The organism is Streptomyces sp. NPDC020965 (assembly GCF_044333555.1).
In the GTDB taxonomy this organism is placed as follows: Bacteria; Actinomycetota; Actinomycetes; order Streptomycetales; family Streptomycetaceae; genus Streptomyces.
Genome location: NZ_JBIRRE010000006.1, coordinates 137,570 through 161,074, shown reverse-complemented (window position 1 = coordinate 161,074; position 23,505 = coordinate 137,570). Strand labels below are relative to the sequence as shown.

At 70.8% G+C, this 23,505-nt stretch carries 20 protein-coding genes; 12 read left to right on the top strand and 8 right to left on the bottom strand.

Features of this window, described 5'->3' with window-relative positions:
* Positions 1–11: 11 nt before the first annotated feature.
* Together ACH4S7_RS19810 and ACH4S7_RS19805 are read right to left on the bottom strand one after the other, a co-directional pair.
* On the bottom strand, positions 12–1,028 hold the full coding sequence (locus ACH4S7_RS19810; RefSeq protein WP_398522511.1) for an MDR family NADP-dependent oxidoreductase: 1,017 nt from the start codon (positions 1,026–1,028) through the stop codon (positions 12–14).
* Between the two features lie 294 nt (positions 1,029–1,322).
* The gene (locus ACH4S7_RS19805; protein WP_398522510.1) at positions 1,323–1,943 is read right to left on the bottom strand and encodes a disulfide bond formation protein DsbA; all 621 of its coding nucleotides are present in this window, start codon (positions 1,941–1,943) and stop codon (positions 1,323–1,325) included.
* A gap of 289 nt (positions 1,944–2,232) precedes the next feature.
* Between ACH4S7_RS19805 and ACH4S7_RS19800 the strand changes: the two genes are divergently transcribed.
* Positions 2,233–3,741, top strand: coding sequence for an alpha/beta hydrolase (locus ACH4S7_RS19800; protein ID WP_398522509.1), 1,509 nt, complete (start codon positions 2,233–2,235; stop codon positions 3,739–3,741).
* A 454-nt stretch (positions 3,742–4,195) separates the two neighbouring features.
* Here the strand turns inward: ACH4S7_RS19800 and ACH4S7_RS19795 are convergent, their stop codons facing one another.
* Entirely contained in the window at positions 4,196–4,576 is a 381-nt protein-coding gene (locus tag ACH4S7_RS19795) for a winged helix-turn-helix transcriptional regulator (RefSeq protein WP_398522508.1), read from the bottom strand.
* 140 nt (positions 4,577–4,716) lie between these two features.
* Here ACH4S7_RS19795 and ACH4S7_RS19790 point away from each other — a divergent pair, with 140 nt between their 5' ends.
* On the top strand, positions 4,717–5,118 hold the full coding sequence (locus ACH4S7_RS19790) for a RidA family protein (RefSeq protein WP_398522507.1): 402 nt from the start codon (positions 4,717–4,719) through the stop codon (positions 5,116–5,118).
* 223 nt (positions 5,119–5,341) lie between these two features.
* On the opposite strand, the gene ACH4S7_RS19785 is transcribed toward ACH4S7_RS19790, so the two are convergent.
* Positions 5,342–5,722 carry a hypothetical protein gene (locus ACH4S7_RS19785; protein ID WP_398522506.1) on the bottom strand — a complete coding sequence of 127 codons (381 nt, stop codon included), beginning with the start codon at positions 5,720–5,722 and terminating at the stop codon, positions 5,342–5,344.
* Between the two features lie 537 nt (positions 5,723–6,259).
* Here ACH4S7_RS19785 and ACH4S7_RS19780 point away from each other — a divergent pair.
* The gene (locus ACH4S7_RS19780) at positions 6,260–7,321 is read left to right on the top strand and encodes a trypsin-like serine peptidase (protein ID WP_398522505.1); all 1,062 of its coding nucleotides are present in this window, start codon (positions 6,260–6,262) and stop codon (positions 7,319–7,321) included.
* Positions 7,322–7,618: 297 nt separating this feature from the next.
* On the opposite strand, the gene ACH4S7_RS19775 is transcribed toward ACH4S7_RS19780, so the two are convergent.
* On the bottom strand, positions 7,619–8,545 hold the full coding sequence (locus ACH4S7_RS19775; protein WP_398522504.1) for an NADP-dependent oxidoreductase: 927 nt from the start codon (positions 8,543–8,545) through the stop codon (positions 7,619–7,621).
* A gap of 153 nt (positions 8,546–8,698) precedes the next feature.
* Here ACH4S7_RS19775 and ACH4S7_RS19770 point away from each other — a divergent pair, with 153 nt between their 5' ends.
* The 3 genes from ACH4S7_RS19770 to ACH4S7_RS19760 all read left to right on the top strand — a co-directional run bounded on the left by ACH4S7_RS19770 (position 8,699) and on the right by ACH4S7_RS19760 (position 14,094).
* Positions 8,699–9,379 carry a TetR/AcrR family transcriptional regulator gene (locus tag ACH4S7_RS19770; protein ID WP_398522503.1) on the top strand — a complete coding sequence of 227 codons (681 nt, stop codon included), beginning with the start codon at positions 8,699–8,701 and terminating at the stop codon, positions 9,377–9,379.
* A gap of 286 nt (positions 9,380–9,665) precedes the next feature.
* A complete protein-coding gene (locus tag ACH4S7_RS19765; protein WP_398522502.1) occupies positions 9,666–10,106 on the top strand; it encodes a hypothetical protein in 441 nt (146 codons plus the stop codon).
* A gap of 655 nt (positions 10,107–10,761) precedes the next feature.
* Complete coding sequence (locus tag ACH4S7_RS19760; protein ID WP_398522501.1) at positions 10,762–14,094, top strand: S8 family peptidase; 3,333 nt, start codon at positions 10,762–10,764, stop codon at positions 14,092–14,094.
* Between the two features lie 464 nt (positions 14,095–14,558).
* Here ACH4S7_RS19760 and ACH4S7_RS19755 read toward each other — a convergent pair whose 3' ends face one another.
* A complete protein-coding gene (locus ACH4S7_RS19755) occupies positions 14,559–15,536 on the bottom strand; it encodes an AraC family transcriptional regulator (protein WP_398522500.1) in 978 nt (325 codons plus the stop codon).
* A 133-nt stretch (positions 15,537–15,669) separates the two neighbouring features.
* Here ACH4S7_RS19755 and ACH4S7_RS19750 point away from each other — a divergent pair, with 133 nt between their 5' ends.
* The 3 genes from ACH4S7_RS19750 (at position 15,670) to ACH4S7_RS19740 (ending at position 18,903) form a co-directional block, all read left to right on the top strand.
* Positions 15,670–16,551, top strand: coding sequence for an NAD-dependent epimerase/dehydratase family protein (locus ACH4S7_RS19750; protein WP_398522499.1), 882 nt, complete (start codon positions 15,670–15,672; stop codon positions 16,549–16,551).
* A gap of 823 nt (positions 16,552–17,374) precedes the next feature.
* Complete coding sequence (locus ACH4S7_RS19745; protein WP_398522498.1) at positions 17,375–18,466, top strand: hypothetical protein; 1,092 nt, start codon at positions 17,375–17,377, stop codon at positions 18,464–18,466.
* A gap of 251 nt (positions 18,467–18,717) precedes the next feature.
* Positions 18,718–18,903 carry a hypothetical protein gene (locus tag ACH4S7_RS19740; protein WP_398522497.1) on the top strand — a complete coding sequence of 62 codons (186 nt, stop codon included), beginning with the start codon at positions 18,718–18,720 and terminating at the stop codon, positions 18,901–18,903.
* Between the two features lie 212 nt (positions 18,904–19,115).
* On the opposite strand, the gene ACH4S7_RS19735 is transcribed toward ACH4S7_RS19740, so the two are convergent.
* A complete protein-coding gene (locus ACH4S7_RS19735; RefSeq protein ID WP_398522496.1) occupies positions 19,116–19,397 on the bottom strand; it encodes a hypothetical protein in 282 nt (93 codons plus the stop codon).
* A 367-nt stretch (positions 19,398–19,764) separates the two neighbouring features.
* On the bottom strand, positions 19,765–21,267 hold the full coding sequence (locus tag ACH4S7_RS19730; RefSeq protein WP_398522495.1) for a hypothetical protein: 1,503 nt from the start codon (positions 21,265–21,267) through the stop codon (positions 19,765–19,767).
* A 242-nt stretch (positions 21,268–21,509) separates the two neighbouring features.
* On the opposite strand from ACH4S7_RS19730, the gene ACH4S7_RS19725 reads away from it, so the two are divergent.
* The 3 genes from ACH4S7_RS19725 (at position 21,510) to ACH4S7_RS19715 (ending at position 23,467) form a co-directional block, all read left to right on the top strand.
* Positions 21,510–21,926 (top strand): hypothetical protein, encoded by a 417-nt coding sequence (locus ACH4S7_RS19725; RefSeq protein ID WP_398522494.1) that lies wholly within the window; start codon positions 21,510–21,512, stop codon positions 21,924–21,926.
* Positions 21,923–23,056 carry a DUF721 domain-containing protein gene (locus tag ACH4S7_RS19720; RefSeq protein WP_398522493.1) on the top strand — a complete coding sequence of 378 codons (1,134 nt, stop codon included), beginning with the start codon at positions 21,923–21,925 and terminating at the stop codon, positions 23,054–23,056. Before ACH4S7_RS19725 ends, ACH4S7_RS19720 begins: the two co-directional genes overlap by 4 nt.
* A gap of 150 nt (positions 23,057–23,206) precedes the next feature.
* Complete coding sequence (locus ACH4S7_RS19715; RefSeq protein WP_398522492.1) at positions 23,207–23,467, top strand: hypothetical protein; 261 nt, start codon at positions 23,207–23,209, stop codon at positions 23,465–23,467.
* Positions 23,468–23,505 lie beyond the last annotated feature (38 nt).

Genomic DNA, 23,505 nt, shown 5'->3' with positions numbered 1-23,505 from the left:
TTCGACTGCCGTCAGAGTTCTATCAGCACGGCACCGATATGGCGGCCGGCGAGGAGGTCGCACAGGGCCCGCGGGGCCCGGCCGACTCCTCGCAGCAGGGTGTGGGGGACGGTGAGCGACCCGTCGCGCAGTCCTCGGCCGAACTCCTCCGCCCACTGCGTCAGCGCGTCGAGATGCGCGGAGCCCGTGATACCGCGCAGGGTGATACCCCGGTTCAGCACCACGCTGGTGTCGATGGCGACCGGGGCCGTGGTGCGGCCGGCCAACTGGCTCGCGAGGCTGCCCACCAGCGCGATACGGGCGCCCCGGCGCGCCTGGGCGACGGCGGCTCGCAATTGATCGCCGGCGACCATGTCGATGACCGCGTCCAGCCCGTCCGGGGCCACCGCGCGGAGCTGATCGTCGATGGGACCCGCCGAATGGATCACAGCGGCGTCGTAACCGAGCCGGCGAGTCAGCATGTCCGCCTTCTCCCGGGAGCCTGTGCTGCCGATGACTCTTCCGGCGCCGCGCGACCGGGCGAACTGACCGGCCATGGTGCCCACACCACCTGCGGCACCGGTGATCAGGACGGTGTCCCCGGGCCGGACATCCGCTCCGCGCACCACACCGAGCCATGCCACGAACCCCTGGGAGAGATGGGCGGTGGGATCGGGCAGTGCGGTCAGGTCCAACCGCTGCGCCTCATCCGTGCTGAGCACCGCGTACTCGCGCCATCCGGCGTTGTGTTCCACCAGATCACCGGGGGCCAGCGAACCTTCCGGAGCGCTGATCACCTCGCCGATGGCCGGGCCCGACAGAACGGCGCCCGGCAGATACCCGGGCATGGGCAGATCCCCGTTCCCCAGCATCAGGGTGCGCATCACCGCGGTGACACTCATGAGCCGGTTGCGCACCAGCAGCTGTCCCGGCCCGGCGACCGGGACGGGCGCTTCGACCAGTCTGAAGTGATCGGTCGTGAGTGGCCCTTCGGGGCGGGCGGCCAAATGGATCTCACGGTGGACTGCGGGGGACGGAGTCGCGTTCACGGGTGTCTCTCCTCGGCACGGGGACAGCGGGCCGTACCGGTCTCATCGCCGGCAGGGTGTGCGGACGGGGCCGCACGACAGCGACGCTAAGACCTGACGCGTACGTCAAGTGCAAGTCACCTGCGCGGGGGCGGACGACCGGCCCCGCAGGTTCCGCGGGCCCCGGATCCCGTGGTCACGGAGCCGGGACCGGCCGGCCGTGACGTGCGGACGCATTCCACCGGTGGGGAGAACAACCCGATGGGCAGGACAACCGGCGAGGCGGTCAACCGATGGGGATGACACACCACGCCATCAGCCCCGTACGTCGAAACGCGGCTCCCCGTCACGCGTGCGCTTGATCTCGTAGAAGCCAGGAACGCCGGTCAGTAGCAGGAACCCGTCCCACAACCGCCCGGCTGCCTCCCCCGTGGGCGCCGGGGAGAGGACCGGACCGAAGAAGCCGACCCCTTCACCGTCCGCCCCCCTGACCGACACCACCGGGCTCCCGACATCATCACCGACCAGTGCGACCGCCCGTGCATGCGAGGCCCGAACCATCCCGTCGTACGCGGTGGACCCGGCCGCCTCGGCGAGTTCCCGCGGCAACCCGGCGTCAGCGAGGGCGCCCGCGAGATCGCCCCAGGCGCCCTGAAGATGGAAGCGGGTGCCCAACGCGGTGAGGAGATCGCCGAGCGCCCGCTGGCCGAACCGCTGCTCCACCGCGGCACATACCCGTACCGGCGCCCACATGTACTCCTCCCATTCCCCCTCGGGGCTGTCGTCCCGGTGCTCGTTGAGCACCGAGAGGCTCATCACCCGCCAGCGGATGGTCACTGGCCGTACGCCGCTCACCGCCACCAGCCACCGCGAGGTGATCCACGTGTACGGGCAGACGGGGTCGAACCAGAAATCGACGGTCTGCTGTTCGGTCATCGAATCGGCTCCTCGCGCGGTGGTGCTCACGGGCGGTCGTGCTCATGGGCGTTGCCGGTCGGCTCGGGCCATGGTTCCCCCGGGGTGATACGTGACCCGCCGCCGGTACGCACCTCAGACGGACCCCTCACCGGAGCGGCGGTGACGACCCGACCCACCGTGCCCACCACGGCGCCGGGCCTCCTTGCGTCACGGCGGGCAGCGTACCGACATCCCTCGCGCCACGTCGTTACCTTCCCACCATGTGCCCATGGAGGCACCGTTATACGGGGCCGGAACAGTGACGCGCATGAACACGAGCACACGCGTGAACAAGCGCCCCGACACGAGACGGCGGGTCGCCTCCGTACTCCTGGCGCTCTCGGCCTCCGCGGCCCTGGCCGTCCCCGGCACGGCGGTCGCCGATGAGCCGTCCCCTGCCACCGCCCCGGTCACCGCCCCTGTCCCGCCGATCAGCTGGGGAGCCTGCCCCCCGGGCCGGCCGCCGTACCCCGACCCCAGCCCGAAGGCGCAGTGCGGGACGGTCAAGGTGCCGCTGGACTGGTCGAAGCCGCAAGGCCCGAAGATCGGCATCTTCGTCGCCCGCCAGCGGGCCACCGACCCCGCGCGGCGGATCGGCGTCCTGATGTCGAACCCCGGCGGCCCCGGGGACCTCGGGGCCGATGACGCCCTCTACGCGGACGATCCCCTCGAAGGTTACGACCCGGCCATGCTCCAGCGCTTCGACATGGTCGGCTTCGACCCGCGCGGCGTCGGCCGGAGCCAGGTCGCCGAGTGCGACGAGACCATCATCGACTCGATCCCGGCCCGTCCCCGTGACGCGGCCGGGTTCGAGCGGATGCGCGCCTTGAACGGCCGGCTGGCGGACAGTTGCCTGCGGCGGACGGGCCCGCTCGCCGCCCATATGGACGGCGAGAGCGTCGCCCGCGACATGGACGCGATCCGCGTCGCCCTCGGCGAACGCCGGATCAGTTTCCTCGGCCACTCCTACGGCACGTTCATCGGCGAACGCTACGCGCGCCTGTTCCCACGGAGTCTCCGAGCGCTGGCCCTCGACAGCGCGATGGACCCGGACCGGCCGAACGCCGAGCGCTACCTCACCGACGGCAGCGTCACCGTCAACAACGCCCTGAAACGACTCGCGGCCTGGTGCGAGAAGGACCCGGCCTGCGCGTTGCAGGGCCAGGACCTGACGGCCGTCACCGACAGCCTGTTCGCCCGCGCCGACGCGGGCACACTCCGCGAGCCGGGCCCCACGGGACCCACGCGGACCCCGGTCGACGCCGACCGGCTGTCCGAATTCCTCACCTACGCACTCGGCGACTGGAACCCGGAGCCGACGGCACGGCAACTGGCCGCCCTGCACACCGGAAAGGGCGAGGTCCGCTGGCTCTCCGGCGCCACTGACATCGCCTCGCGGATCGTGCTGTGCCGGGACTACGACTTCCGGATCCGCGACTACGCCGAATACCGGGCCATCCGTGAGCGGGTCGCCAGGGCGGCCCCGCACGTCCGTCACAACGCCCAGTCCCTGGACACCATTCTCGCCTGCCAGGGCTGGACCGTGCCGCCCAGGCCCCAGCCCGCCCGGGCGGCGGGCGGCCTCCCGCCCGTCCTCGTGGTCAACGCCACCCATGACCTGGCGACACCCCTGCCGGGCGCGCGGCGGATGGAGCGCTCCTTCCCGGAGGCGACCCTGTTCACCATGGACGTCGTGGGCCACTGGCTCTACCGCAGAGGTGCGTCGGAGGAGGCGATGCGGGTGATCGACACCTATCTCGTCGACCCGAAGGGCTGACTCCGAACGGTGGGCGGCTCGACCGTGCCGGACCGGTGGAACCGGCTCGTCACAGCCGCCGACCTGATGCAACCCCGGTTCGGGGAACCGGCGTCCGGTCACCCGCCGTGGCGTGAGCGGAGTCCTGGCCGTCGGCCCGGTCCCTAGACGCCCCCGCCCGTCACCGCGCGGGTACGGAACCACGGCGGGACGGCGAACGGGTCGGGCCCGGAGACCGACCCGATCCCACGCGGTGGCCTGGGGCTCAGGCCACCCGGCTCCTTCCGCGCCCGCGGAGAGGGTCGGGTGGCCGAGACCGGCACCCCCGGGCCGTGGGCAGTCCGCTGCCGGGGGTGCTCGCGAATCCCGGAAGAGCATCACCGTGCACGGCTTGGGTGTGCCACACCCGTACGGGCCGGCACGCGGCCGGCCGGTCCGAGCTCGACGGGAGGCCGCACGCGTGGGCGGCGACCGTTCAGACGTCGAAGCGGCGGCGAGCGGCCTCGATATGACCGAGGTACTGGTGGGTCCAGCCGCACATTCCGTCGACGGTGGCCCGCAGCGCCTGGCCCGGCTCGGTGAGGGTGTACTCGACGCGCGGCGGCACGGTGGGGTGTGCCTTCCGCGCGACCAGACCGTACCGCTCCAACATGCGCAGATTCTGCGTGAGCATCTTGTGGCTGACGCCCTCGACGTCGTTCCGCAACTCGCTGAACCGCAGGGTGCGCTCACCGAGCGCCTCGATGATCAGGAACGCCCACTTGTTGGCGACGTCCGAGAAGATCTCCCGCGCCAGCGAGTCCGCGCGCCGCAGGTCCGCGTCCTCGGGCGAGCCCGTGAACTGCTTGGTCACCATGAGGTTCCCCAGTCACTAAAAAGTGCGTTCTTCCAGTTCAGTGGCGACTCTCCTACAGTTCCTGAGTAACCACAAGAGAGCACGTGCGTCTAGTTCGGTGGAAGCGAACCCACGGGCTCTCGGATCGAGGAGACACCAGCATGGCCACCATCGACGCCTTCAACCACAACGTGCCGGCGGAGAGCGAATTCGGCTACTCGCAGGCGATCAAGTCCGGCGATCTGATCCATGTCTCAGGACAGCTCTCGCTGGACGCGGCGGGCGACTTCCTTCACGCGGACGACTTCGTCGCCCAGCTCAAGCAGACCCACGCCAACATCGACAAGGTTCTGCACCACTACGGAGTCACCCGCAACCACATCGTCTCGCAGACGCTGTACGTGGTGAACCTGCAGCAGAACGCCGGGGCGATGGCGGAAGGCAACGTGGCGTACTTTGGCGACCACCGCCCGGTCAGCACCGCGTTCGGTGTCACCGAGCTGACCTTCCCCGGCCAGGTCATTGAGATCAGCACTGTCGTCGATACCAAGCTGCCTGCCTGAGCCCGATCGGGTCCGACGGGGGAGACCCTCACGGCCCCGGCCGTAAGGGCGTCCATCGGTCCCTGGACGGGGCCGCGCGGGAACCAGTCGGCAGACGGGGACGTCCGCGCTCGTACGGTGTTGCGCGCGCTGCGTTCATCACACCTGTGCACACGGGTGATGAGCCACGAATCAGCCGAGGTTAGGGGCTGTCCCGTAGTCCGTGGTGGATCAGCGCGCGGCGTCAGATCATGGGGCCTCCCCGGGACCCATGGGCCGTGCTGTAGCTTTCGTCGGGCGGCGCCCGCCAGGGATTACGGGACCGCCTTGAAAGCGCCGTGTGGGCCAGCCAGTGATCCAGCAGCGCGCGATCGCCCGTCACCGTCACCTGGCTGCCGTTCGGCGGGACGCGGCGGGAGACCACCAGCATGAGGTCCGCCACCGCCCCCGACACCACCACATCGGCGTTACCCGGACCGCGTTCCCACCGTGTCCCCTCCGGTTTTCTGGTGACCACCCAGCCCTCCGCAGAGCCCGGCCGGAACCTGATCCGCTGGCCCCGGCCGCGCAGCCCAGCCCTCCCGAAGGCCGGCGCGGACAGCAGGTCCATGGTCTCGCTGAGCACGTCGGCAGCGAGTCGTCGGCGATCTCGAACGCGGTGTCGGTCGCGAACGCCGCGTCGTAGTGGTGGACGCATCACCGAGGGAGAGCCCCGTCGGTGGTGGTACGGCTTCCCCCATCAACCCGACCGGCTCGGCCTTGCCGGGCCCGCACCACCGCTCGCGCGCGGCCTCGGCGAGGCCCCACCGCCGAACAGCCCGGCGCCCCGCTGCATGGATCCGCGTTATGGCCCCCTTGTCGGCCGGGGACAACGCGACGGAAAGATCTCCCTGACCGGATCCTCACATCGCCGCGCCAGGATCTGCCACACGGTGTTCCGGCCTCGGGCCGGGGCCGCGTACGAGCCTGGGGAACCGGGCGGGGGCACCCGGTGCTCCGGCCCGTGCCGTCGCGCTCGCTCCGACGACCGACACCCTTCGACACCGTCCGGTCGCATGAGCCAGAAGCCAGAGAAGCCAGAGATAGAGGTCCCATGCCCAACCCCGCTGACCGCCGCCCCTTCCCAGCCGGACGTGGCGGTGCGCTCACCCTGTCAACAGGCATGAAGGACAGCGCGCTCCGCGTCGGTGGCGCCCTCGCCGCCGTCACCGCCATGACCCTGCTCTCCCTGCCCACCGCCGTGGCGACAACGACAGGCGGGGCCGCCGCCGCGGGGGAGGCCACCGCACGCGGCGCTGCTACCTCTGCCGTGGTGCACTCCCTCGCCCCGACAGCCGCCGACGAGAAGGTGGTACGGGACTACTGGACGCCGGCGCGGATGGCGGCCGTCCCCGCCGAGCCGCCGTCGGACCGGCCGCCCGCCGACGGCCCCGACGGAGCCGCCTGGCGGGGCTCCGCCGTGCTCTCCGCATCGGTCGGCCGTCTCTTCTACACCGACCGCGACGGTGAGGACTCCAGTTGTACGGCCACCCTGGTGGCCGCCGCCAACCGGAGCACCGTCGTGACCGCCGCGCACTGCACCCTCGGACACGATCTCCTCGGCGACGACGCCCGGTGGAACACGAACCAGCTCTTCGTGCCCGGCTACCGCGATACGGCGGCCCCCTACGGCACCTTCGCGGTCCGGCTAGCGGCCGTGCACCCCGCATGGGTCAAGAGCGGCGAGAACTCCCCGTACGACCAGGCGTTCCTGACGCTCGGCAGCAACGCCTCAGGTGCGCGTGCCGCCGAAGCGGCCGGATCCACCCAGCGCCTCGGGTACGACCGGCCGGGAGGCCGGCCGGTCCAGCAGTTCGGCTACCCGCGTGCCTCCGCGTACAAGGAGGCGCACCAGGGGCGGCCGGAGTTCACGGGGAAGCGGCTCGCCCACTGCTGGGGCCCGGCCAGGGAATTCCTCGGATGGGGTGACGTGCCGCGACGTGAGGACCAGTGGGGCGTCCGGTGCGATATGGGCGGCGGCTCCAGCGGTGGGCCCCGGATGGCCGGATTCAACGCCTCGACGGGGAAGGGCACCGTCGTCGGCGTCAACAGCATGGGGGCGCGTATGACCACGGCCGGACAGTCCTGTGAGTCGCCCACGGTGGACTGCCACCGCTACCTGGTCGGACCGCAGTTCACCGCTCGAGTCACGCAACCGTTGTTCATGGCGGTCCAGAACTCCTGACCCCCGCCCGGCCGGATCACGGCGGCAGGTTCCCCCCGGCGGCACAGACCACCGTACGACGAGGAAGACATCCTCATGGTCCGGTCCGGGAACCTGCCGCTTACTCGGCCCCTTCCCGCCCTGCCCGTAGATGGAGCGGGAGACGGAACGCCACCGGGCTATGGCAGTTCGGGTCGGTAGAGCCGTGGTGGCCAGTGCCGGCGTGCGGTCCGGCCCAGGTCGCGCTGGCGAAGGCCCTCGTAGCCGTGGCCGTCCCTGCTTCGGTCCCCGCTGGTTGCGGTCCGCAGTGTCCGCGTGTCAGGGCACGGTGATGACGATCTTGCCGCGCGCGTGGCCGGTGGCGCTGACGTCATGAGCCGTGGCGGCCTCCTTGAGTGGGAACACGGCGTGCAGCGGGACGGTGAGACGGCCGTGGTCGGCGAGGTCGGCCGCCAGCGGCAGTCCTGCCCAGCCCGGCGACTCGCCGGCTTCGGAGCGGGAGAACCGCACTCCGTGCCGGTCGGCGTCGAAGTCCGCGATGGTCACCACGCGGCGCGGGTCGCCGACGATGGCCACCAGTTCCGCAAGAGAGCCCTTACCCGCCGCGTCCAGAGCCACATCGACACCGAGCGGAGCCAGCGGGGCAAGGCGATCGGCCAGCCCCGCCCCGTAAGTGACCGGTACAACGCCGAGCTGGTCGAGGAAGCCGTGGTTGCCTTCGCTCGCGGTGCCGATCACGGTGAGGCCGCGGGCCTGGGCGAGTTGCGCGGCGATGGTACCGACGCCTCCGGCGGCACCATCGATCAACAAGGTCATGCCTTCGGCGGCTTCCAGCACTTCCAGCACCCGTGTGGCTGAGTCGATATTGCCCGCGGCACCACCCGCTTCCTCGAAAGACCATGACTCAGGCTTGGGCGCCCACGCCTCCAGCACGGCGTACTGGGCCGCGGCGCCTCCCTGATCCAGGAAGGGGACGAGGCCAAAGACCGCATCTCCCACGACGGTGCCGGTCACCCCCTCTCCCACCTCGTCGACGATTCCCGCGGCATCCATGCCAGGTATATGAGGGAAGTCCACGGTGGCGATGTCCCGCAGCCTCCCTGAACGCAGGTACCAGTCAGCGGGGGTGACGCCGGTGGCACGCACCGCGATGCGGACCTGACCCGGCCCGGCGTGTGGCTCTTCGACCTCCTCGACGCGCAGGACCTCGGAACCGCCATAGCGGTGGTATTGCACAGCGAACACGGACAACCTCCGTACACATGGCACATCGTTCAGCAGGAGAACTCACAGCCGCTCACCTCCGCGGCAGAGAGCTGACCGCGGGGGCACCGCGGCACCCGATCACGCTAACCCGCTAAACGGTCGACCTCTTCCGTTTGTGCTTAAGTGGGAGACATGCCTGCCCAACTGCCTCGGAACCCACCCTCCACCGCCTCCGGCCCCCCTGCCCCGGGGCAGCGAGCCGACGCCCGACACAACCGCACCCGGCTCCTCCAGGCCGCCCGCGAGGCGTACGCCCTCAACGGCACCGACGTACCTTCCAGTGCAATCGCCCGCAGAGCAGGCGTGGGCGCTGCCACCCTCTACCGGCACTTCCCGACACGCGACTCGCTGATCGCCGCCGCGTTCTCCGAACAACTCAGCCAGTGCGTCGCCGCTCTCGACGAGGCACTCCAGGACGACGATCCCTGGCACGGACTGCGCAACGTCCTCATCAAGGTGTGCACGATGCAGGCCCAGGACCGTGGGTTCAGCGCCGCGTTCCTCTCTCAATTTCCCGACGCGTCCGACGTCCATCGTGAGCGTGCCCGCGCCGAGGTATCCCTCGCCCACCTGGTACAGCGTGCGAAGGACACCGGAAAGCTGCGCAAGGATTTCGACCCCAGCGACGTCACCCTCCTACTCCTGGCCAACAACGGCGTCGTGCGAGAGTCCCCGGCTGCCTCCATGGCCGCATCCCGCCGCCTGCTCGCCTACTTCCTCCAGTCCTGCCTGCCGACGGACGGCACGCCCCTGCCCCAGCCCGCGCCACTCCGCCTTGACGACCTCTACAAGCCACCGCATCGAACGGAGTGACCGCCGGGGGGGGCTTCCACCCGGGGGGCCTGACGTGGATGTTCCACAGACCCCACCACCGCACTGCCGTCATCCTGCTCGACATTTCAGAGCCTCATGATCGTCAACCGCCCCAGGCGGTCGCGTGTCGATCGGACACGGACACCCCGCGGCTCGACGGCCACCGTGCCGACGTTGCCGAGGCGGGCGCGCCACCGACCCCGGCCGCGCTCATTCCGGCCGCCCGGTGGTGAGACGTTGCCGGCCCTGGTGCGAGGGTGGCGGCCGGGCAGGCTACTTTGCTGGGATGAGTCTTCTTGATGATGTGGCCGAGCGCGACGGCTGGCGATGCTGGGTGTGTGATGAATCGGTCGACCCCGACAAGTCGGTGAACGACCCGAGGGGGCCCAGTGTCGACAGCAGGACCGCCGACCGGAAGGCCAAGGTCGCCGAGCGGCTCGCACACCGCGGGTGCAATACCCGCAAGGGTGCGGTCAAGGTGGTCATCGCTTGGCCGGAGCGCCTGTACGTAGTCGAACCCGCGCCGCTGATCGCCGTTGCCGACAGGCTGGAGCGCAAGGGGGGCCGCGAGATGGTGGGCCGTTGTCCGACCAGGAAGGACGCCCAAGAGGCGGCGGACTGGCTGGTGGACCGGTTCTCCCGACTGCTACCAGGGCTGCCGGTGACCGCCGGCATCGAGGCGGGCGGCGGCCAGTTCCTCGTCATCCTAGCCACCGGCCGCCGCTGACCGGGACCTGGTTCGGGCACGGGTTCTCTCTGCAAGTCGGCTGCTTGATGCTTGTGGGTATGGATGCGGACGCGCCGGTCGGTGTCCGTCTTCTGGTGCGGCGCTGGCAACTGATGTCGCGGCAGGCGGGGGCTGTCTGGTCGCGGGACGGGTGTGCCGGATGAATGGCGGGCCCCGTCGGAGGGCGCTGCGTAGGTATCGCTGGGCGGAGGATGACGGCGTCGGGGTACTCGGCCATGTTCCCCACCCGGCTCCCGGAAGCTCGAAGGGGTCTGGAGACGGGCGGGACCGCACCTCCACAGCCGGCCACGCTCTTCCCACGGTCTCAAGCGCCCCCCACCTTCCCCCGACAGATCACTGCCCCCGCCGACAGCCGACCGACGTTCGAAGGGTCGTCGATGTGCGTTGTTCGCGACTGGTGAAAGGCAGCGATGCGCTTCGGATGGCTGGAATAGGACGCTCGCGGCCTGAGGCTTGGTCAGGTGCGATTACTGGGATGGAAGGAGTTTGAAGGGGCGGTGGCCCAGGAGGTTTTTCAGCCATTGGCGGCAGGCGTGATATCGCCGGGTGGTGCTGATCGCTCTCATACCGCGGGAGCGGGGCAACGGGGCCGCTCCCGGTCTTTCATCCCCGACCCGTACAGCTGGGAGCCATCTTGTTCTCCACCAGACATCAAGGGCGCGGTGCGACCACCGTCACCACAGCCCTGGTCGCGGCGGCCCTCATCGCCGCGATGACCAGTACGAACACCTTCGCTGATACCGGTACCGCCGGTGGCGGCACAGCCGGCGGCGACGGGACCGGACTTCGGTGGGTCACCCTGATCACCGGGGACCGGCTCGGTGTGGACGCCCGGGACCGGGTCGTCTCCGTCGAACGCGGCGAGGGCCGCGCGCAGATACCGGTGCGGAGCTGGACCGAGACGGGCCGCACCTTCGCCGTTCCGGCCGACGCCGAGCGCCTGATCGCCCGGGGCACCCTCGACCGGCGGCTCTTCGACGTTACCGCGCTCGCCGGCCCCGAGAGTCGGCGGGCCTACCGCGACGGTCTGAAGGTCATTGTCGAGTACGGGGGCGCATCGGCGGCCGGGGCCCGGCAGGACGTTCGTGCCGACGTGAAGGTGGCGCGCACGCTTCCGTCGATCAACGCGGACGCCGTGACCGTACCGAAGCAGGACGCGGGTGGCCTGTGGGCCGCCCTCACCGGTTCCGGAGCGGGCAGCATCCGGGCCGCGCGTACCACCCCGGGCATTGAACGCGTCTGGCTGGACGCGGTGTACACCGCGAACCTGGACACCAGCGTGGGCCGGATCGGCGCCCCGAAGGTATGGCAGTCCGGATACGATGGCAAGGGAGTCACCATCGCCGTCCTGGACAGCGGGGTCGACGACACCCATCCGGATCTGGCGACGCAGGTGGTCGGGGCGGCGAACTTCAGCTCCTCCCCGGACACCAGGGACCGGAACGGGCACGGCACGCACATCGCCTCGATCGCGGCCGGCACCGGCGCCAAGTCCGGCGGCAAGTACAAGGGCGTCGCGCCCGGAGCCAAAATCCTCAACGGCAAGATCATGGGCGACCATGGGACCGTGGAGTCCGGGGCCATCGCCGCCGTCGACTGGGCGGTCGGCCAGGGCGCCGATATCGTCACCATGAGTTTCGGCTCCGGTGACGGACCCGAGATCAATCCGCTTGAGGCCCACATCAACCGGATGACGAAGGAGAAGGGCGTCCTCTTCACCGTCTCTGCCGGCAACGAGGGACCGGACGCCGGCACCATCGGCTCCCCGGGCAGCGCGGAAGCCGCTCTCACCGTCGGCGCCGTGGACGACGCCGACAAGATCGCCCCCTTCTCCAGCGTCGGTCCCCTGCACGACGGCGCGATCAAGCCGGATGTCACCGCGCCCGGTGTGGGCATCACCGCCGCATCGGCTCCCGGCAGCACCATCGCCGAGCAGGTCGGCGAGAACCCGGCCGGCTACTTCACCATCGGCGGTACGTCCATGTCGACCCCGCACGTGGCGGGAGCGGCTGCGCTGCTCAAGCAGCGGCACCCCGGCTGGACGGGCGAGCGACTCAAGGCCGCGCTGACCGCTTCCGCCCAAGACGGCGGGTACTCCGTGTTCCAGCAGGGCACCGGCCGGATCGCCGTCGACCGCGCCATCGAGCAGACCGTGGTCGCCGACGAGACCACCGTCTCCTTCGGCCGTCAGCAGTGGCCGCACACCGACGACCGGCCCGTCACCAAACAGATCACCTACCGCAACCTCGGCACCCGGGAAATCACCCTGGACCTGGCGGTCAAGACGCTCGACCCCCGGGGCGCGCCCAGCCCGGCGGGCCTCTTCGCCCTCGGCGCGGACAAGGTCACCGTCCCCGCTGGCGCCACCGCCACCGTGCCCTTCACCGCGGACACCCGGATCGGCGGCGACAACAACGGCGTCCACACCGCCGTCGTCACCGCGACCGGTGACGGCCAGACCGTGCGCTCCACGGCCTCCGTGGACCGCGAGGTCGAGTCCTACGACCTGGCCCTCGAATTCCTCGGCCGGGACGGCCTGCCCAACAAGGACTTCTACACCTACCTGAAGCAGATGTCCGGCGCGGGCGATGCCTCCACCACCCTGAACGGCAGCGCCACTGGCACCGAGAAGCTCCGACTGCCGAAGGGCGACTACGCGATCTTCTCAGGTCTGTGGAACGAGTCCGGAGGCTCTGACCGGCTGGTCCATCCCAAACTGGCACTGACGGCGAACACGGCTCTCACCGTCGACGCCCGCACCACCAAGCCCGTCGAGATGACCGTCACGGATCCCCAGGCCCGGATGACCGGCGCCGCGGCGGCCGTCTCCGTCGGCATCGGCGCACGGTCCATGGAATTCAAGGACCACGCCTCCACCACCTTCGACGGCTTCCGCACCGCGCAACTGGGTCCGGAGCAGCCCACCGGTGTCGAGCTCCGGGACACCCTCTACAGCCAGTGGGAGCGCGGTGCCTCGACCCAGTACGGCCTCGCCGCCGGAGGTGAGGTGAACCGGCTCTTCACCGGCTACACCAAGAGGTTCGGGCCCGCAGACTTCGCCAAGGTCACCGCCTCACTCGGCGCCTCGGTGCCGGGCAAGAGCGGGCGCACCACGGCGCTGGGCGGCAAGGAGCGGTTCGCCTTCGGTTCCGAGTACCCCTCCGCGCTGCCCGGCTCCCGGACCCACTATCTGGCCACCGACGGGAAGGCCAACCTCTGGTCCCTGTTCGGGGCGCAGCTCGACGCCCAGGGGTCGGAGGAGATCGGGTACACCGCCCCGGAACAGGACTACCGCCCGGGTACGGCCCACCGGGTGACACTCGGCAACGCCGTCCACTCCCCGTCGATGCGGGGACGCAACGGCGTCTTCCGACAGGGGAACAGGCTCGAGTTCGTCGTGCCGCTGTTCTCCGACGGCCGGGGCAACATCGGCCGGTCCGCGTACTCCTCAGCGAAGACCACCCTCCACCAGGGTGCCACCCTGATCGGGGAGAAGGCCGATTCGCTGATCGGCTGGGAGTTCTACGGTGTCGGTGCGGCCGACGCCGAGTACACCCTGGCCACCTCGGTCACACGGGACCCGGCGGTGTCCGCCGTCGGCACCCGGATCGACGCCTCCTGGACCTTCCGCAGCGCCAAGCCGGTGACGGACGCCGAGACGCGCACGCCGCTGTCCACCGTCCGCTTCGGTGCCCAGGTGCATCTGGACGGCACCGTTCCGGCCGGCCGCACGATGACCTTCCCGGTGACGGTGCAGGGCCCCGCGGCGGGCATGGGGCTGAAGTCCCTCAAGGCCGCGGTCTCCTACGACGGTGGCACGACCTGGCAGTCGGCTCCCGTCACCAAGGGGATGATCACTGTCAAGAATCCCGCCAAGGGGAAGTCGGTCACGCTGCGCGGTGAGGTCGCCGATACGCAGGGCGGCAGGGCGAGCGTGACCGTGTACGACGCGTACATCGGCAAGTAGCAGCCCAGGGGGCCGCGCCCGGCTCGCCCGTCGTACACGGGCGAGTTCGGCGCGGTCTCTCCCCGGTACGGGACCCGCCACGCACCGGCACTCGGGCGCCTTGTCACCCCGGATCGGGCGGCGGCTCGGCGCGTACGGTCAGGCCGCCGTCGGCGTTGGCGTGTGACGGTGCCGTGGTGGGCGTGCACGATCGAGCGGACGATGGCCTCGACCGACCTCGACCGACCTCGGCGGGCGGCGGGCCGGGAAACCGCCCCCGCTTGCGAATCGGGACCTGTCCGCTTCGCCGACACGATTTCCCCACTTCCCTGAGCAGACCCGGTTCACCAGAACCCGCACGGAACAGGAGCACCGCACCATGAAAAAGAAGACCATGCTTCCGAAGGTGCTGAGCTTCTCCGCCCCCGACCTGCGCGAGCAGAGAGAGGTCCTGCCCGCCAGGGCCGCGCTCATCGCGGGGGATTTCAGGGGGTGCCCGTGGTCTCTGCGGTGGCGCGGTAGCGGCCCGGCGGCATCCCCACCACCCGCCGGAACGCCGCGCTGAACGCGAACTCGCTGCCGTACCCGACTGACGCGGCGATCCTGCCGACGGGGAGATCGGGCTGCTCGGACAGCGCCGTCTTCGCGAGTGCCATGCGCCACCCGGTGAGATGGGCGATCGGGCTCTCGCCCACCAGCTCCCGGAACAGCGGTGCGAACGCGGCCCGGCTCATACCCGCCACCCGGGCCAGTTCCGCGACACTCCACGGATGCCCGGGCGCCCCGTACAACGCGTCGAGCGCCCGGCCCACGCGATCGTCGCCGAGCCCGGCCCGCCATGTACCGGCCGCGGCTGGCCGCTCCAGCTCAGCCCTGATCCCCTGGAGCAGCAGCACCTCGACCAACCGCGCGGCGAGCAGGGGCGAGGCGGACCGCCCGTCGCGGACCTCCTCACGGAGACCGTCGAGAATCCGGCGCAGCCCCGGCACGGAATCGCCGCCCGCGTCCGGCCGGAGATGAATCACCGGCGGCAGGGCCCGCAGAAGGAGGCCGCGGGCGGCACCGGTCAGGGTGAGTTCGGCACACAACACCACCGTGCGCGCCCCATCGCCCCCGAAGCGGCGCCGCACCGACAACCCGTCCTCCGGCAGCGGACTGTGCCCATGCTCCTCCGCCATGACCCGGGCGTCCGGGCGGTACTTGAGCGAGTGCGGGACACCGTGCGGCAGGATCACCAGATCCCCGGGCCCGATCCGCACCATCGGTCCGTCGGCGTCCAGCCACATCTCGCCGGCGAGCGGATGATGCAGCGTCACGGTGTCCCGGGGCCCCATCCGCACCCCCCACGGCGCGCCGAGCTCGATGCGTCCGAACCGGCCGGTGCCGACCCGTATCCGGCCGAGCAGCGTACCGAGGGCATCCGGCCGTGAACGATCGCGTATAACACCTGGACTCCGGCGCATGTCCGCCCCTCCTGCCGCTTCCTACGATCAAACCAACCCCCGAGCAGCCCGAAGTCGGGAGACCCCGGGGGCCCGAGTGACTCCCAAGCATGCCGGGATCTCTCAACACCCCCCAACGAACTGGGAGACCACCATGGACATCTTCATCACCGGCGCGAGCGGCTACATCGGCTCGGCGCTGACCCGTACCCTCGTCGCCCGCGGACACCGGGTGCGCGGACTGGCGAGGAGCGACGCGGCCGAGGCCAGGGTACGGGCGAACGGCGGTGAGCCGGTCCGGGGCAGCCTCACCGACCTCGCCGTACTGGCGGACCGGGCGGCCGGCGGTGACGCGGTGGTCCACACCGCCGCCACCGACACGGCGGACCGGCCCGCCATCGACGCGGCGGCGGTGACCGCCATGCTCGGCGCGATGAAGGACGGCGTCCTCATCACCACGACGGGTGCACCGCGCGCCCGCTCGTCGCGGACACCGGTCGCCGAGGACGACACCGCGGAGCCCACCGGACCGCTCGCCTGGCTGGCCCCGGCCGAGGCCCGGGTGCTGGAGGCCCCAAGAGTGCGCGGCGTCGTCGTCCGCCCTCCGATGGTGTACGGCGACGGCGGCGGACCGGTCGCCCGCCTGGTCCGCCAGGCCACCGCCGACGGTGTGGCGCGCTACACCGGCGCGGGCGACAACCGCTGGTCCACCGTGCAGGTGAACGACCTCGCGACGGGGTACGCCGTACTCCTCGAAACCCCCGCCCACGGGGTGTTCCACATCGCCGAGCCGGTCCCGGTCGACATGGCGTCACTGGCGGCCGCGATCGGTGACGCCGCCGGGGTACCCGTGGCGTCGTGGAGCCTGTCCGAGGCGCTGGAGACCCACGGCCCGCTGGCCGGATTCCTGGCGATGGACGCGGCGCTCGACGCCAGCCGGCTGCGAGCCCTCGGCTGGTCACCAGTATTCGGGCAAGCGCTGGACGGCATCTGTGGCGCCCTGCGCAATCCCGCCCAGGGATACCGCGCTTCCTAGGAGCCGGACGGCTCGCCGCCGTGCAACCCGAGATGCGCACCGGGTGCGCCGCTCGTAGTCCGCGGTCTCCGCGTCGGCCTGCTCCACGGCATGGGCGCGGCCGTGTGCCTCGCAGCGGGATGACCGTGGTGCGGATCGTGACGGGGCGGCCTGGTCCAGCAGCGCCGACCCGCTCCGCCGCGCGGGCCGAGCCCGCACGCGATCCTGCCCGTAACCGCTGGTGCTGCTGTCGGCGATCTGTGGTTGAGGGGCACCGCGACTCTGGATCTGCGTGCCGGCCCGGGGTGTGTTCAGGCGGCGGTGTGTGGTCCTGGGGCCGGCGGTTGGGGGCTCGGCGTGGGGTGTGGGTCAGACTGGCAGGAGTTCGAAGGAGTCGCCGCACTGCCCGGGCCGGGGTCGTCGCAGGGATGGTAGACGGCGCCCGCGTCGTTGGCCGTCGATGCGTAGGAGACGTGCAGGCACGCGCCCGTTTCGGCCGCGTGGGGATTGGTGAAGGAGACGATCTGATGCCGGGGCCCATGTCGGAGACGAAGGCGTGGTGCTGCGTTCCCTTGTAGTCGTCGTAGAAGCAGAGGTGGACCCGCTGGCAGGGAGTCCGTCGCGACCAGCCAGTCGTCAGAGGGTCACGATCACACCGACCACGGTCATGAGCACTACGACGCCAACGGCACGCCCACTCCGGATGCTGATGCACCGGCGGCGGCCACCGCCGCGCCGACAGCGACGTGCGTCCCGTCCGGAGCCTTCATTTCCAGCGGAGCGCTCCCCATACTGGACCTTCACCCATGGGGGACGAATGGATACGGCAGGCTTAGCGTCGACGGTGGCACCGATCGTCGTCGCCGCGATCACGGGAGCAGGGACCGAGATCGGCGCGGGTACGGTGCAGGCCGTCTCCGGCCTGGTGCGGGAGCGGCTGGGGCGTTCGGAGCAGGGCCAGGCCGCCCTCACCGGGCTGGACGAGTCACCCGAGGACTCGACGGCGGCCGACCGGCTGCAGGCGGCGCTGCGGGACGTCCTCGACACGGACAGGGAGTTTGGGCAGCGGCTGACCACCCTGCTGCAACCACCTCCACCGCCCCCGGAACCCCCGGCGCCGCCCGGGAGCGTGATCGTCGGGGACGGCAACCGGCTGCGCGGCAGCAATATCTCCCTCGGGCCGCTCACCATCTCGACCACCCGTGGCGGCCCGGGCGCCCTGCTGGCCCTGGTCGTCCTCGTGCTGGGGATCGTGGTGCTCGCCGTGTACGGCGGTGTGCGGGTACTCGACGCGGACGACTCACCCGGCCGGTACAACGGCGGGAGCAGGGGCGATACGACGGGTCGGCAGGACGTCGGGACGGGCGACGGTACTGTCGCCCGTCCCGACGGCGCGGGGAATCCGGGCGCCGACGGGGTGACGCGAACGGTCCTCAAGGACCGTGCCGTGGCGGCGTCGGTCCTGCCCGGGCTGGACGCGGTGCCCAGCGGCTGGGCGCGGGAGTCCGCCGCGGAGATCCACGGGGAATCGGAGTGCCCGGACATCCCGGCGGACCTGTTGTTGTGCGGCACCGTCGCGTACCAGGCCCCGGACACGAACAACATCGCTCACCTGCAACTCTTCGCCTTCCCCGACGTCGCCGACGCCCAGTCGCTCTACCGGCAGTTGAAGGAGCGCAATCCGGCCTCCGTGGCACTGCCCGCCCTGGGCGACGAGAGCCACGCCTACAGCAAGTCGCAGGAGCGTTCGGCAAACGAAGTCCGGTCACTGGTCAGGAGCGGCACCGTCGTCGTCGGCGTCATCTACGAGATCGACGCCGTGGACTGGACGGAGGTGTACGGCGCTGACCATCTGGAGATTCTGACGAGGATGCTCACCGAACGGCTCCGGCAGGCGATGGCGGGCGAGACTCCCACCGCCCGGGCGGTCCTGTAACCGGGGCCGCCTGCCGGGGCGCCGTCGCCTCACGATCGCGGCGATGTAGTGACCCGGGGCCGTACAGCCGAGTACCTGCTGACGGTGCGCCTGGAGCAGCCGCGTGAGCAGGCCCCTGCTCGAACCGAGATGGCCATGGCCGTGCTGTGGACGGGGGCTGCCCGAGCTCACCTCCGATCGATGGACGACGACACAGCGGTGGCGGTGGAGCACCGAGTCGAGCGGGGTCGACCTCGCGCCAGGCATGGGAAGTGGCAAAGAAGACTGCGGCCTCCACCGCGAAGCCGCAGCGGCGTACCACCACCGTCGTACGGCGTGACGGCCGCGACCTGCTCGGAATCGGCAGTGCGATCAGCCGGATGATGACTGAGCGCGGCCTGTTACCCCGGCCCGTCGACGGAAGCATCCGGGCCTGCTTCGACAGCCGACCCGGTTGACGTCGACACCCTGAAGTTCCGTCGGCCCGGGCTGAGCGGGACGACAGAGGCTGATCAGCCGGACGGCGGTGATGGTGAGGGCGGCCGAGGCATTGACGTAGTACACGACGATCGGCTGGGCGGCCGGGAGAGCGACTTCGCTGTAGTTCCGCCCGCGCGGGCGGGGGCGCGGTGGATCCATGGCCGTAGCAGTGTTGGCGGACCGACTGTGCTCAGAACACCACCATCCCGGCTGGTTCTGTTGGTCGCTCCCACGCGTGAATCCCCGCCCGGACCGTACGCAGGATGAGTTCGAGGAAACGTACGGTGGGCGGCCGGCAGGGGGGGCGTACCGCCGTGGACGAGAAGACGACCTGGACCACTCTCATCGACGGCCAGGAGGTGCAGATCCCGGCGACGATCGACGGCGTCCGCCAGGTGCTCGTCGACGACCCCGCGCGCCTGGCGGAGATCGGACGCACCCCCGCCGCCCAGCTCGTCCAGACGCTGGCCATGTGGGCACTCCCGGCCGGCGCGTGGACCGAGATCGACGCGACGATGGACCAGCTCGCCGCCGGGCGACTTCTCAGGCGGCACCCCGATGGAGGACCTGCCCGGATACGACCCGGCCGGAGAGGACGCCGCGTGAGCCCGGCCGGTTTCCGGGTCCAGTTCTCCGACCGCGCCCGTGCGCAGCGGGCGGCGATGAAGCCAGGGTCGCGGAACGCCCTGTATGACGACGACACCATCGGCCGGCCCGGATGGTTGTACGGGAACGGCGAAGAACCCGCCCCGCCGCGCGAGGGCCGCTCAAGGGACCGGTGTGCCCGTCCCCGTGCCGGATCAGTCCGGTACGGGGACGGAACCGCTCTCCGGTGGTGGTTACCGTCCGAAGGATCCGCTGAAGCCGCTCATGTTCCCACCCCGCAGGCCGAGGTTGTGGGCATAGTAGGCGTGGGAGCCGTAGCCGGTGATCGCGCCCCGACCGTCGTTGAACAGGATGTTGATCCGACCCTCGTGCATCTCTTCACTGCCGCCGGTGCCGACGACGAGGTCGGCGCGCTGGTCACCATTCAGGTCGGCCAGCTGCACGGCCGTGCCGAAGAAGTCGCGCGGGGTGCGCCCCTCCGGCACACCTTGGGTGCCCCGGTCGTACGCCTGCGCGCCCTCACCGGTCACGCCCTGCGGGCCGCCGAGGAGCGTGGTGACCTGACCGGTGTGCTCGGCGCCCTCGACGCCCTCGGTGTTGTTGCCGATGGCGAGGTCCGCGTACCCGTCCGCGTTGATGTCACCGACGGAGATCGACCCGCCGAAGTTGTCGTCCTGCTCGACCTCGTCCGGGACACCGGGGGTGTTCTGGGTGATCACCTGGACGGGGCGGGCCGACTGCCCCGTCCTGTCGCCGTAGATGATCATGACTCGGCCGGTGAAGACCTGGTCATCACGGCTCCCGAAGTTGCCGAGCACCATGTCTGCGTACCCGTCCTTGTCCAGGTCGCCGATCGCGATACCGCCCCAGCGCGCGGTGGGCAGGGGCTTGCCGTCGGCACCCTTCAGGGACACGGGCGCGGCCAGGCCCTTCTTGGTGCCCCTGCGGAGCGTCATCTGGTAGCCGGACGGGCCGTAGGCGTTGACCAGCAGATCGCCGATGCCGTCTCCGGTCACATCACCGGAGTCCACGACCGTGTAGTGCGTGGGGCCCGGGACGCCCAGGCCGGCGATCGACTTGGGCGCGCCCGTCTTCCGGTTGATCGGGCCGTAGAGCACCTCGTCCGTCGCGGCGGGGCCGCCGTCACTCGTGGCCAGGTCGCTTGTGCCGTCGCCGTTGAAGTCACCCGCGACTAGGGAGTAGCTCCGGCGGACGTCGATGGTGGTGGGCGTGGTCTGTTTCACGCTGACGCCGCCGTGCTTGGTCAGCCCCTTCTTCCCGCCCCAGACGATGACGGTCTGACCGGCGTTGCGGCGGTAGGTGCCGCCGAAGGACATGTCCTCGCCGTCGGCGGCGATGGCGAGGTCGGTGAAGCCGTCGCCGTCATAGTCCCCCGCGACCGAGGTACGGCCGAAGCGGTCAGCTCGCTCACCGGTGCCCGGGACGCCCGGGGTGTCCTGGTCGATGATCTGGCGGTGGGCCGAATCCACCCCCTTCTTGGAGCCGTAGAGCACCACGATGGAACCCGGCCTGAAGTCCAGGTAGCTACCGGGCTCCTGGATGACGAGGTCGCGGTAGCCGTCGCCGTTGAAGTCCGAGACGTGCTTGGTTTCTTTGGCCGTGGACGAGGTGGCCTTGACCGGCTTCGCCGGGGCGGCGACGGCGGCGGGCGCGAGCCCGGCCACCAGGCTGGCGGAGGTTACGGCGATGGCCGTGGCCAGAGTGCGCTTGTGCATGATGCTCCCCCCAACAGAAGTCACCAGAGTGACTGTTGTTGCTGACGTGACTTGCTGATGAGACCGGGAAACATGGCGAAAGGTTGTACGGCGATGCGGGATGGATCCCATCTGCTCCCTCCGGGGAGTGCCACCGTCCGGGCCGTCACCCGGCACAGCCGCCCCGGCCTCTCCGTCCGGATGGCGGCGACGGCAGTGAGGCCGGATTCACCGTCACGAGAAGCATGGCGCCTTCGGCGCTGATGAACCGGCCAGGGCGCGGACCCGACTGCGGCGGCATCCGCGCTCGCCTTCGCCGCGCTCCGAGCAGTGGAGCAGGAGCTGCCGAAGTATCGCGCGCCAGCGCGCTCGGGCGGCTGGGCCGGACCGAAGAGGCCGAAGCCGAGGCGCAGCGGGATTGCCGGATCGAGCGGGGACGGCGCTGGTTCCGATACAACCCGAACGGCGCGGGCGCCATCGCGTCGGCGACGAAGGTCGCCGACGCGGCGAGGGAGCGCACCGCACAGTGCCTGCTGGCGGCGCGGCTGGAGCAGCTCCATGAGCGCGCCGCTGTCCGGACCGCGCAGGCCGGGGTCCGCGCCGTGGACGGACCGGCTGGGCTGCCCAAGCTCGCAGTCCACCCGCTGGACGGTGACACCATCGGGGCGGTGATCGCATGACCGCCGAGCTGAGCGGCGTCGACCTTGCCCGCCAGGCCCTGGTCGCTGCACGGGAAGCGGCGAAGAAGAGCGGCGCCACCACCAAGAAGCCGCAGCGGCGCACCACCACCGTCGTACGGCGCGACGGGCGTGAGCCGCTCGGGCTCGGCAGCGCGATCAGCCGGATGATGACCGAGCGCGGCATGGTCGCCCCGGCCGCCGGCGGCAGCGTCCTCGCCGACTTCGATTCCATCCTCGCCGCGGTCGTGCCCGAGCTCGCCGGGCGCGTGAAGGCTGTGGCGTTCGACGCGGAGACCGGGTGCCTGGACGTCGTCCCCGACACCCTGGCGACCGGCACGCGGCTGCGCTGGAGCGCGCCGAAGCTGGTCGCGGCGGCCAACGAGCGGGTGCGAGGCGCGAACGTCCGCGCCCTGCACGTCCTGGCGCCCGCGTCGATGAAGGCCGGCCCCGCCGTATCGGTCGCTGACCCGGTGCCTCAGCCGCCCGTGCCCGTCGTACCGGTGGAGCGCCGGACGCCGCCGGATGGGTATCGCCGGGCGATCGAGGCGCACCGTCGGGCCGCGATGCCGTCCCGGGTGGATCCGGGCATCACGGAGGCGGTGGAGCGGCAGAACCGGGCGATGCGCGAGCTGTCCCGTCTGGCGTACCCCGAGCCGCCCGCTGTCCCCGACGATGCGCCGGCCCCGATCGGGCAGGCCCGCGCGCAGCGCCGCCGCCAGGCCGCGGTGACCGAGGCCGCCGCGCTGCGCCGCGCTGCGCCGCCCGCACCGGTGCGCACGGAGCTGGCCCAGGCCGTACAGCCGGCCGCGCCCCGGCCGAGGAACCCCGGGTACCTCGTCGCGCTCGCCGCCCACCAGGAGCATAGGAACACCCGCGACGCCGACTGCCCGGAACCGGCGCAGCAGGGGCCAGAAGGCCGGGGCGGGGTCGTCGGGCGAACGGGTGGGCGCCGCCCGCGCTGCGAGAACCGCCAGGCCGACCGCCCTGCGCAGCGCAGTGGCGCCGTACGGCGACTCCACCAGGACGTGACTGCCCAGGCGTGGAACCGGTCGCGGGCACCAATGGCGTGGCCGCCACGATCTTCGATGCTCCTCGTCACGCTCTCCCGGCGAGACAGAGCTACCAGATAGCCCTGGCACAAATCGTCAACCACCCCGTCGTTCATCGTCAACGACATCGATGACCCAACTCGGGATGCTTGGCACAAGAGAGATGGGCCTGGTCCGGTGTACCGAACGGAACGGGCAGCAGCTCATCCGAACCGTGACTGAGGAGAATCAATGCGCGCACGAAACCGGTTTGTCAGCGTCCTGCTGGGAACCGTTCTGCTGATCGGTGGTGTCGCCGTAACCGCACAGGCAGCACCCGCCACCACACAGGCTGCATCCGTGGTCTCGGAGCAGAGCGCAGGGACCTTAGGGTGGGTTCGCTATGCCAGCTACCGCACTTGGGCTGGGTGCATGGAAGCCGCCAGCCAGTTTGCTCAGGATACGTTGTGCGACAAGGTAGGGAACAGGTGGGTGCTCTACCTGTGGAACTGACGCGTCTCTGAGCGCTCAGGGCATGCGCCGAGGCGCTC

What these genes read in the sequence shown, in the direction of transcription:
- ACH4S7_RS19790 (WP_398522507.1), top strand. Translation starts at nt 4,717, where the DNA reads ATGGCCACCATCGACGCCTTCAACCACAACGTGCCGGCGGAGAGCGAA.
- ACH4S7_RS19730 (WP_398522495.1), bottom strand. Translation starts at nt 21,267, where the DNA reads ATGCACAAGCGCACTCTGGCCACGGCCATCGCCGTAACCTCCGCCAGC.
- ACH4S7_RS19770 (WP_398522503.1), top strand. Translation starts at nt 8,699, where the DNA reads ATGCCTGCCCAACTGCCTCGGAACCCACCCTCCACCGCCTCCGGCCCC.
- ACH4S7_RS19755 (WP_398522500.1), bottom strand. Translation starts at nt 15,536, where the DNA reads ATGCGCCGGAGTCCAGGTGTTATACGCGATCGTTCACGGCCGGATGCC.
- ACH4S7_RS19750 (WP_398522499.1), top strand. Translation starts at nt 15,670, where the DNA reads ATGGACATCTTCATCACCGGCGCGAGCGGCTACATCGGCTCGGCGCTG.
- ACH4S7_RS19720 (WP_398522493.1), top strand. Translation starts at nt 21,923, where the DNA reads ATGACCGCCGAGCTGAGCGGCGTCGACCTTGCCCGCCAGGCCCTGGTC.
- ACH4S7_RS19735 (WP_398522496.1), bottom strand. Translation starts at nt 19,397, where the DNA reads ATGGCCAGCGTCTGGACGAGCTGGGCGGCGGGGGTGCGTCCGATCTCC.
- ACH4S7_RS19715 (WP_398522492.1), top strand. Translation starts at nt 23,207, where the DNA reads ATGCGCGCACGAAACCGGTTTGTCAGCGTCCTGCTGGGAACCGTTCTG.
- ACH4S7_RS19805 (WP_398522510.1), bottom strand. Translation starts at nt 1,943, where the DNA reads ATGACCGAACAGCAGACCGTCGATTTCTGGTTCGACCCCGTCTGCCCG.
- ACH4S7_RS19765 (WP_398522502.1), top strand. Translation starts at nt 9,666, where the DNA reads ATGAGTCTTCTTGATGATGTGGCCGAGCGCGACGGCTGGCGATGCTGG.
- ACH4S7_RS19800 (WP_398522509.1), top strand. Translation starts at nt 2,233, where the DNA reads ATGAACACGAGCACACGCGTGAACAAGCGCCCCGACACGAGACGGCGG.
- ACH4S7_RS19795 (WP_398522508.1), bottom strand. Translation starts at nt 4,576, where the DNA reads ATGGTGACCAAGCAGTTCACGGGCTCGCCCGAGGACGCGGACCTGCGG.
- ACH4S7_RS19725 (WP_398522494.1), top strand. Translation starts at nt 21,510, where the DNA reads ATGAACCGGCCAGGGCGCGGACCCGACTGCGGCGGCATCCGCGCTCGC.
- ACH4S7_RS19780 (WP_398522505.1), top strand. Translation starts at nt 6,260, where the DNA reads ATGAAGGACAGCGCGCTCCGCGTCGGTGGCGCCCTCGCCGCCGTCACC.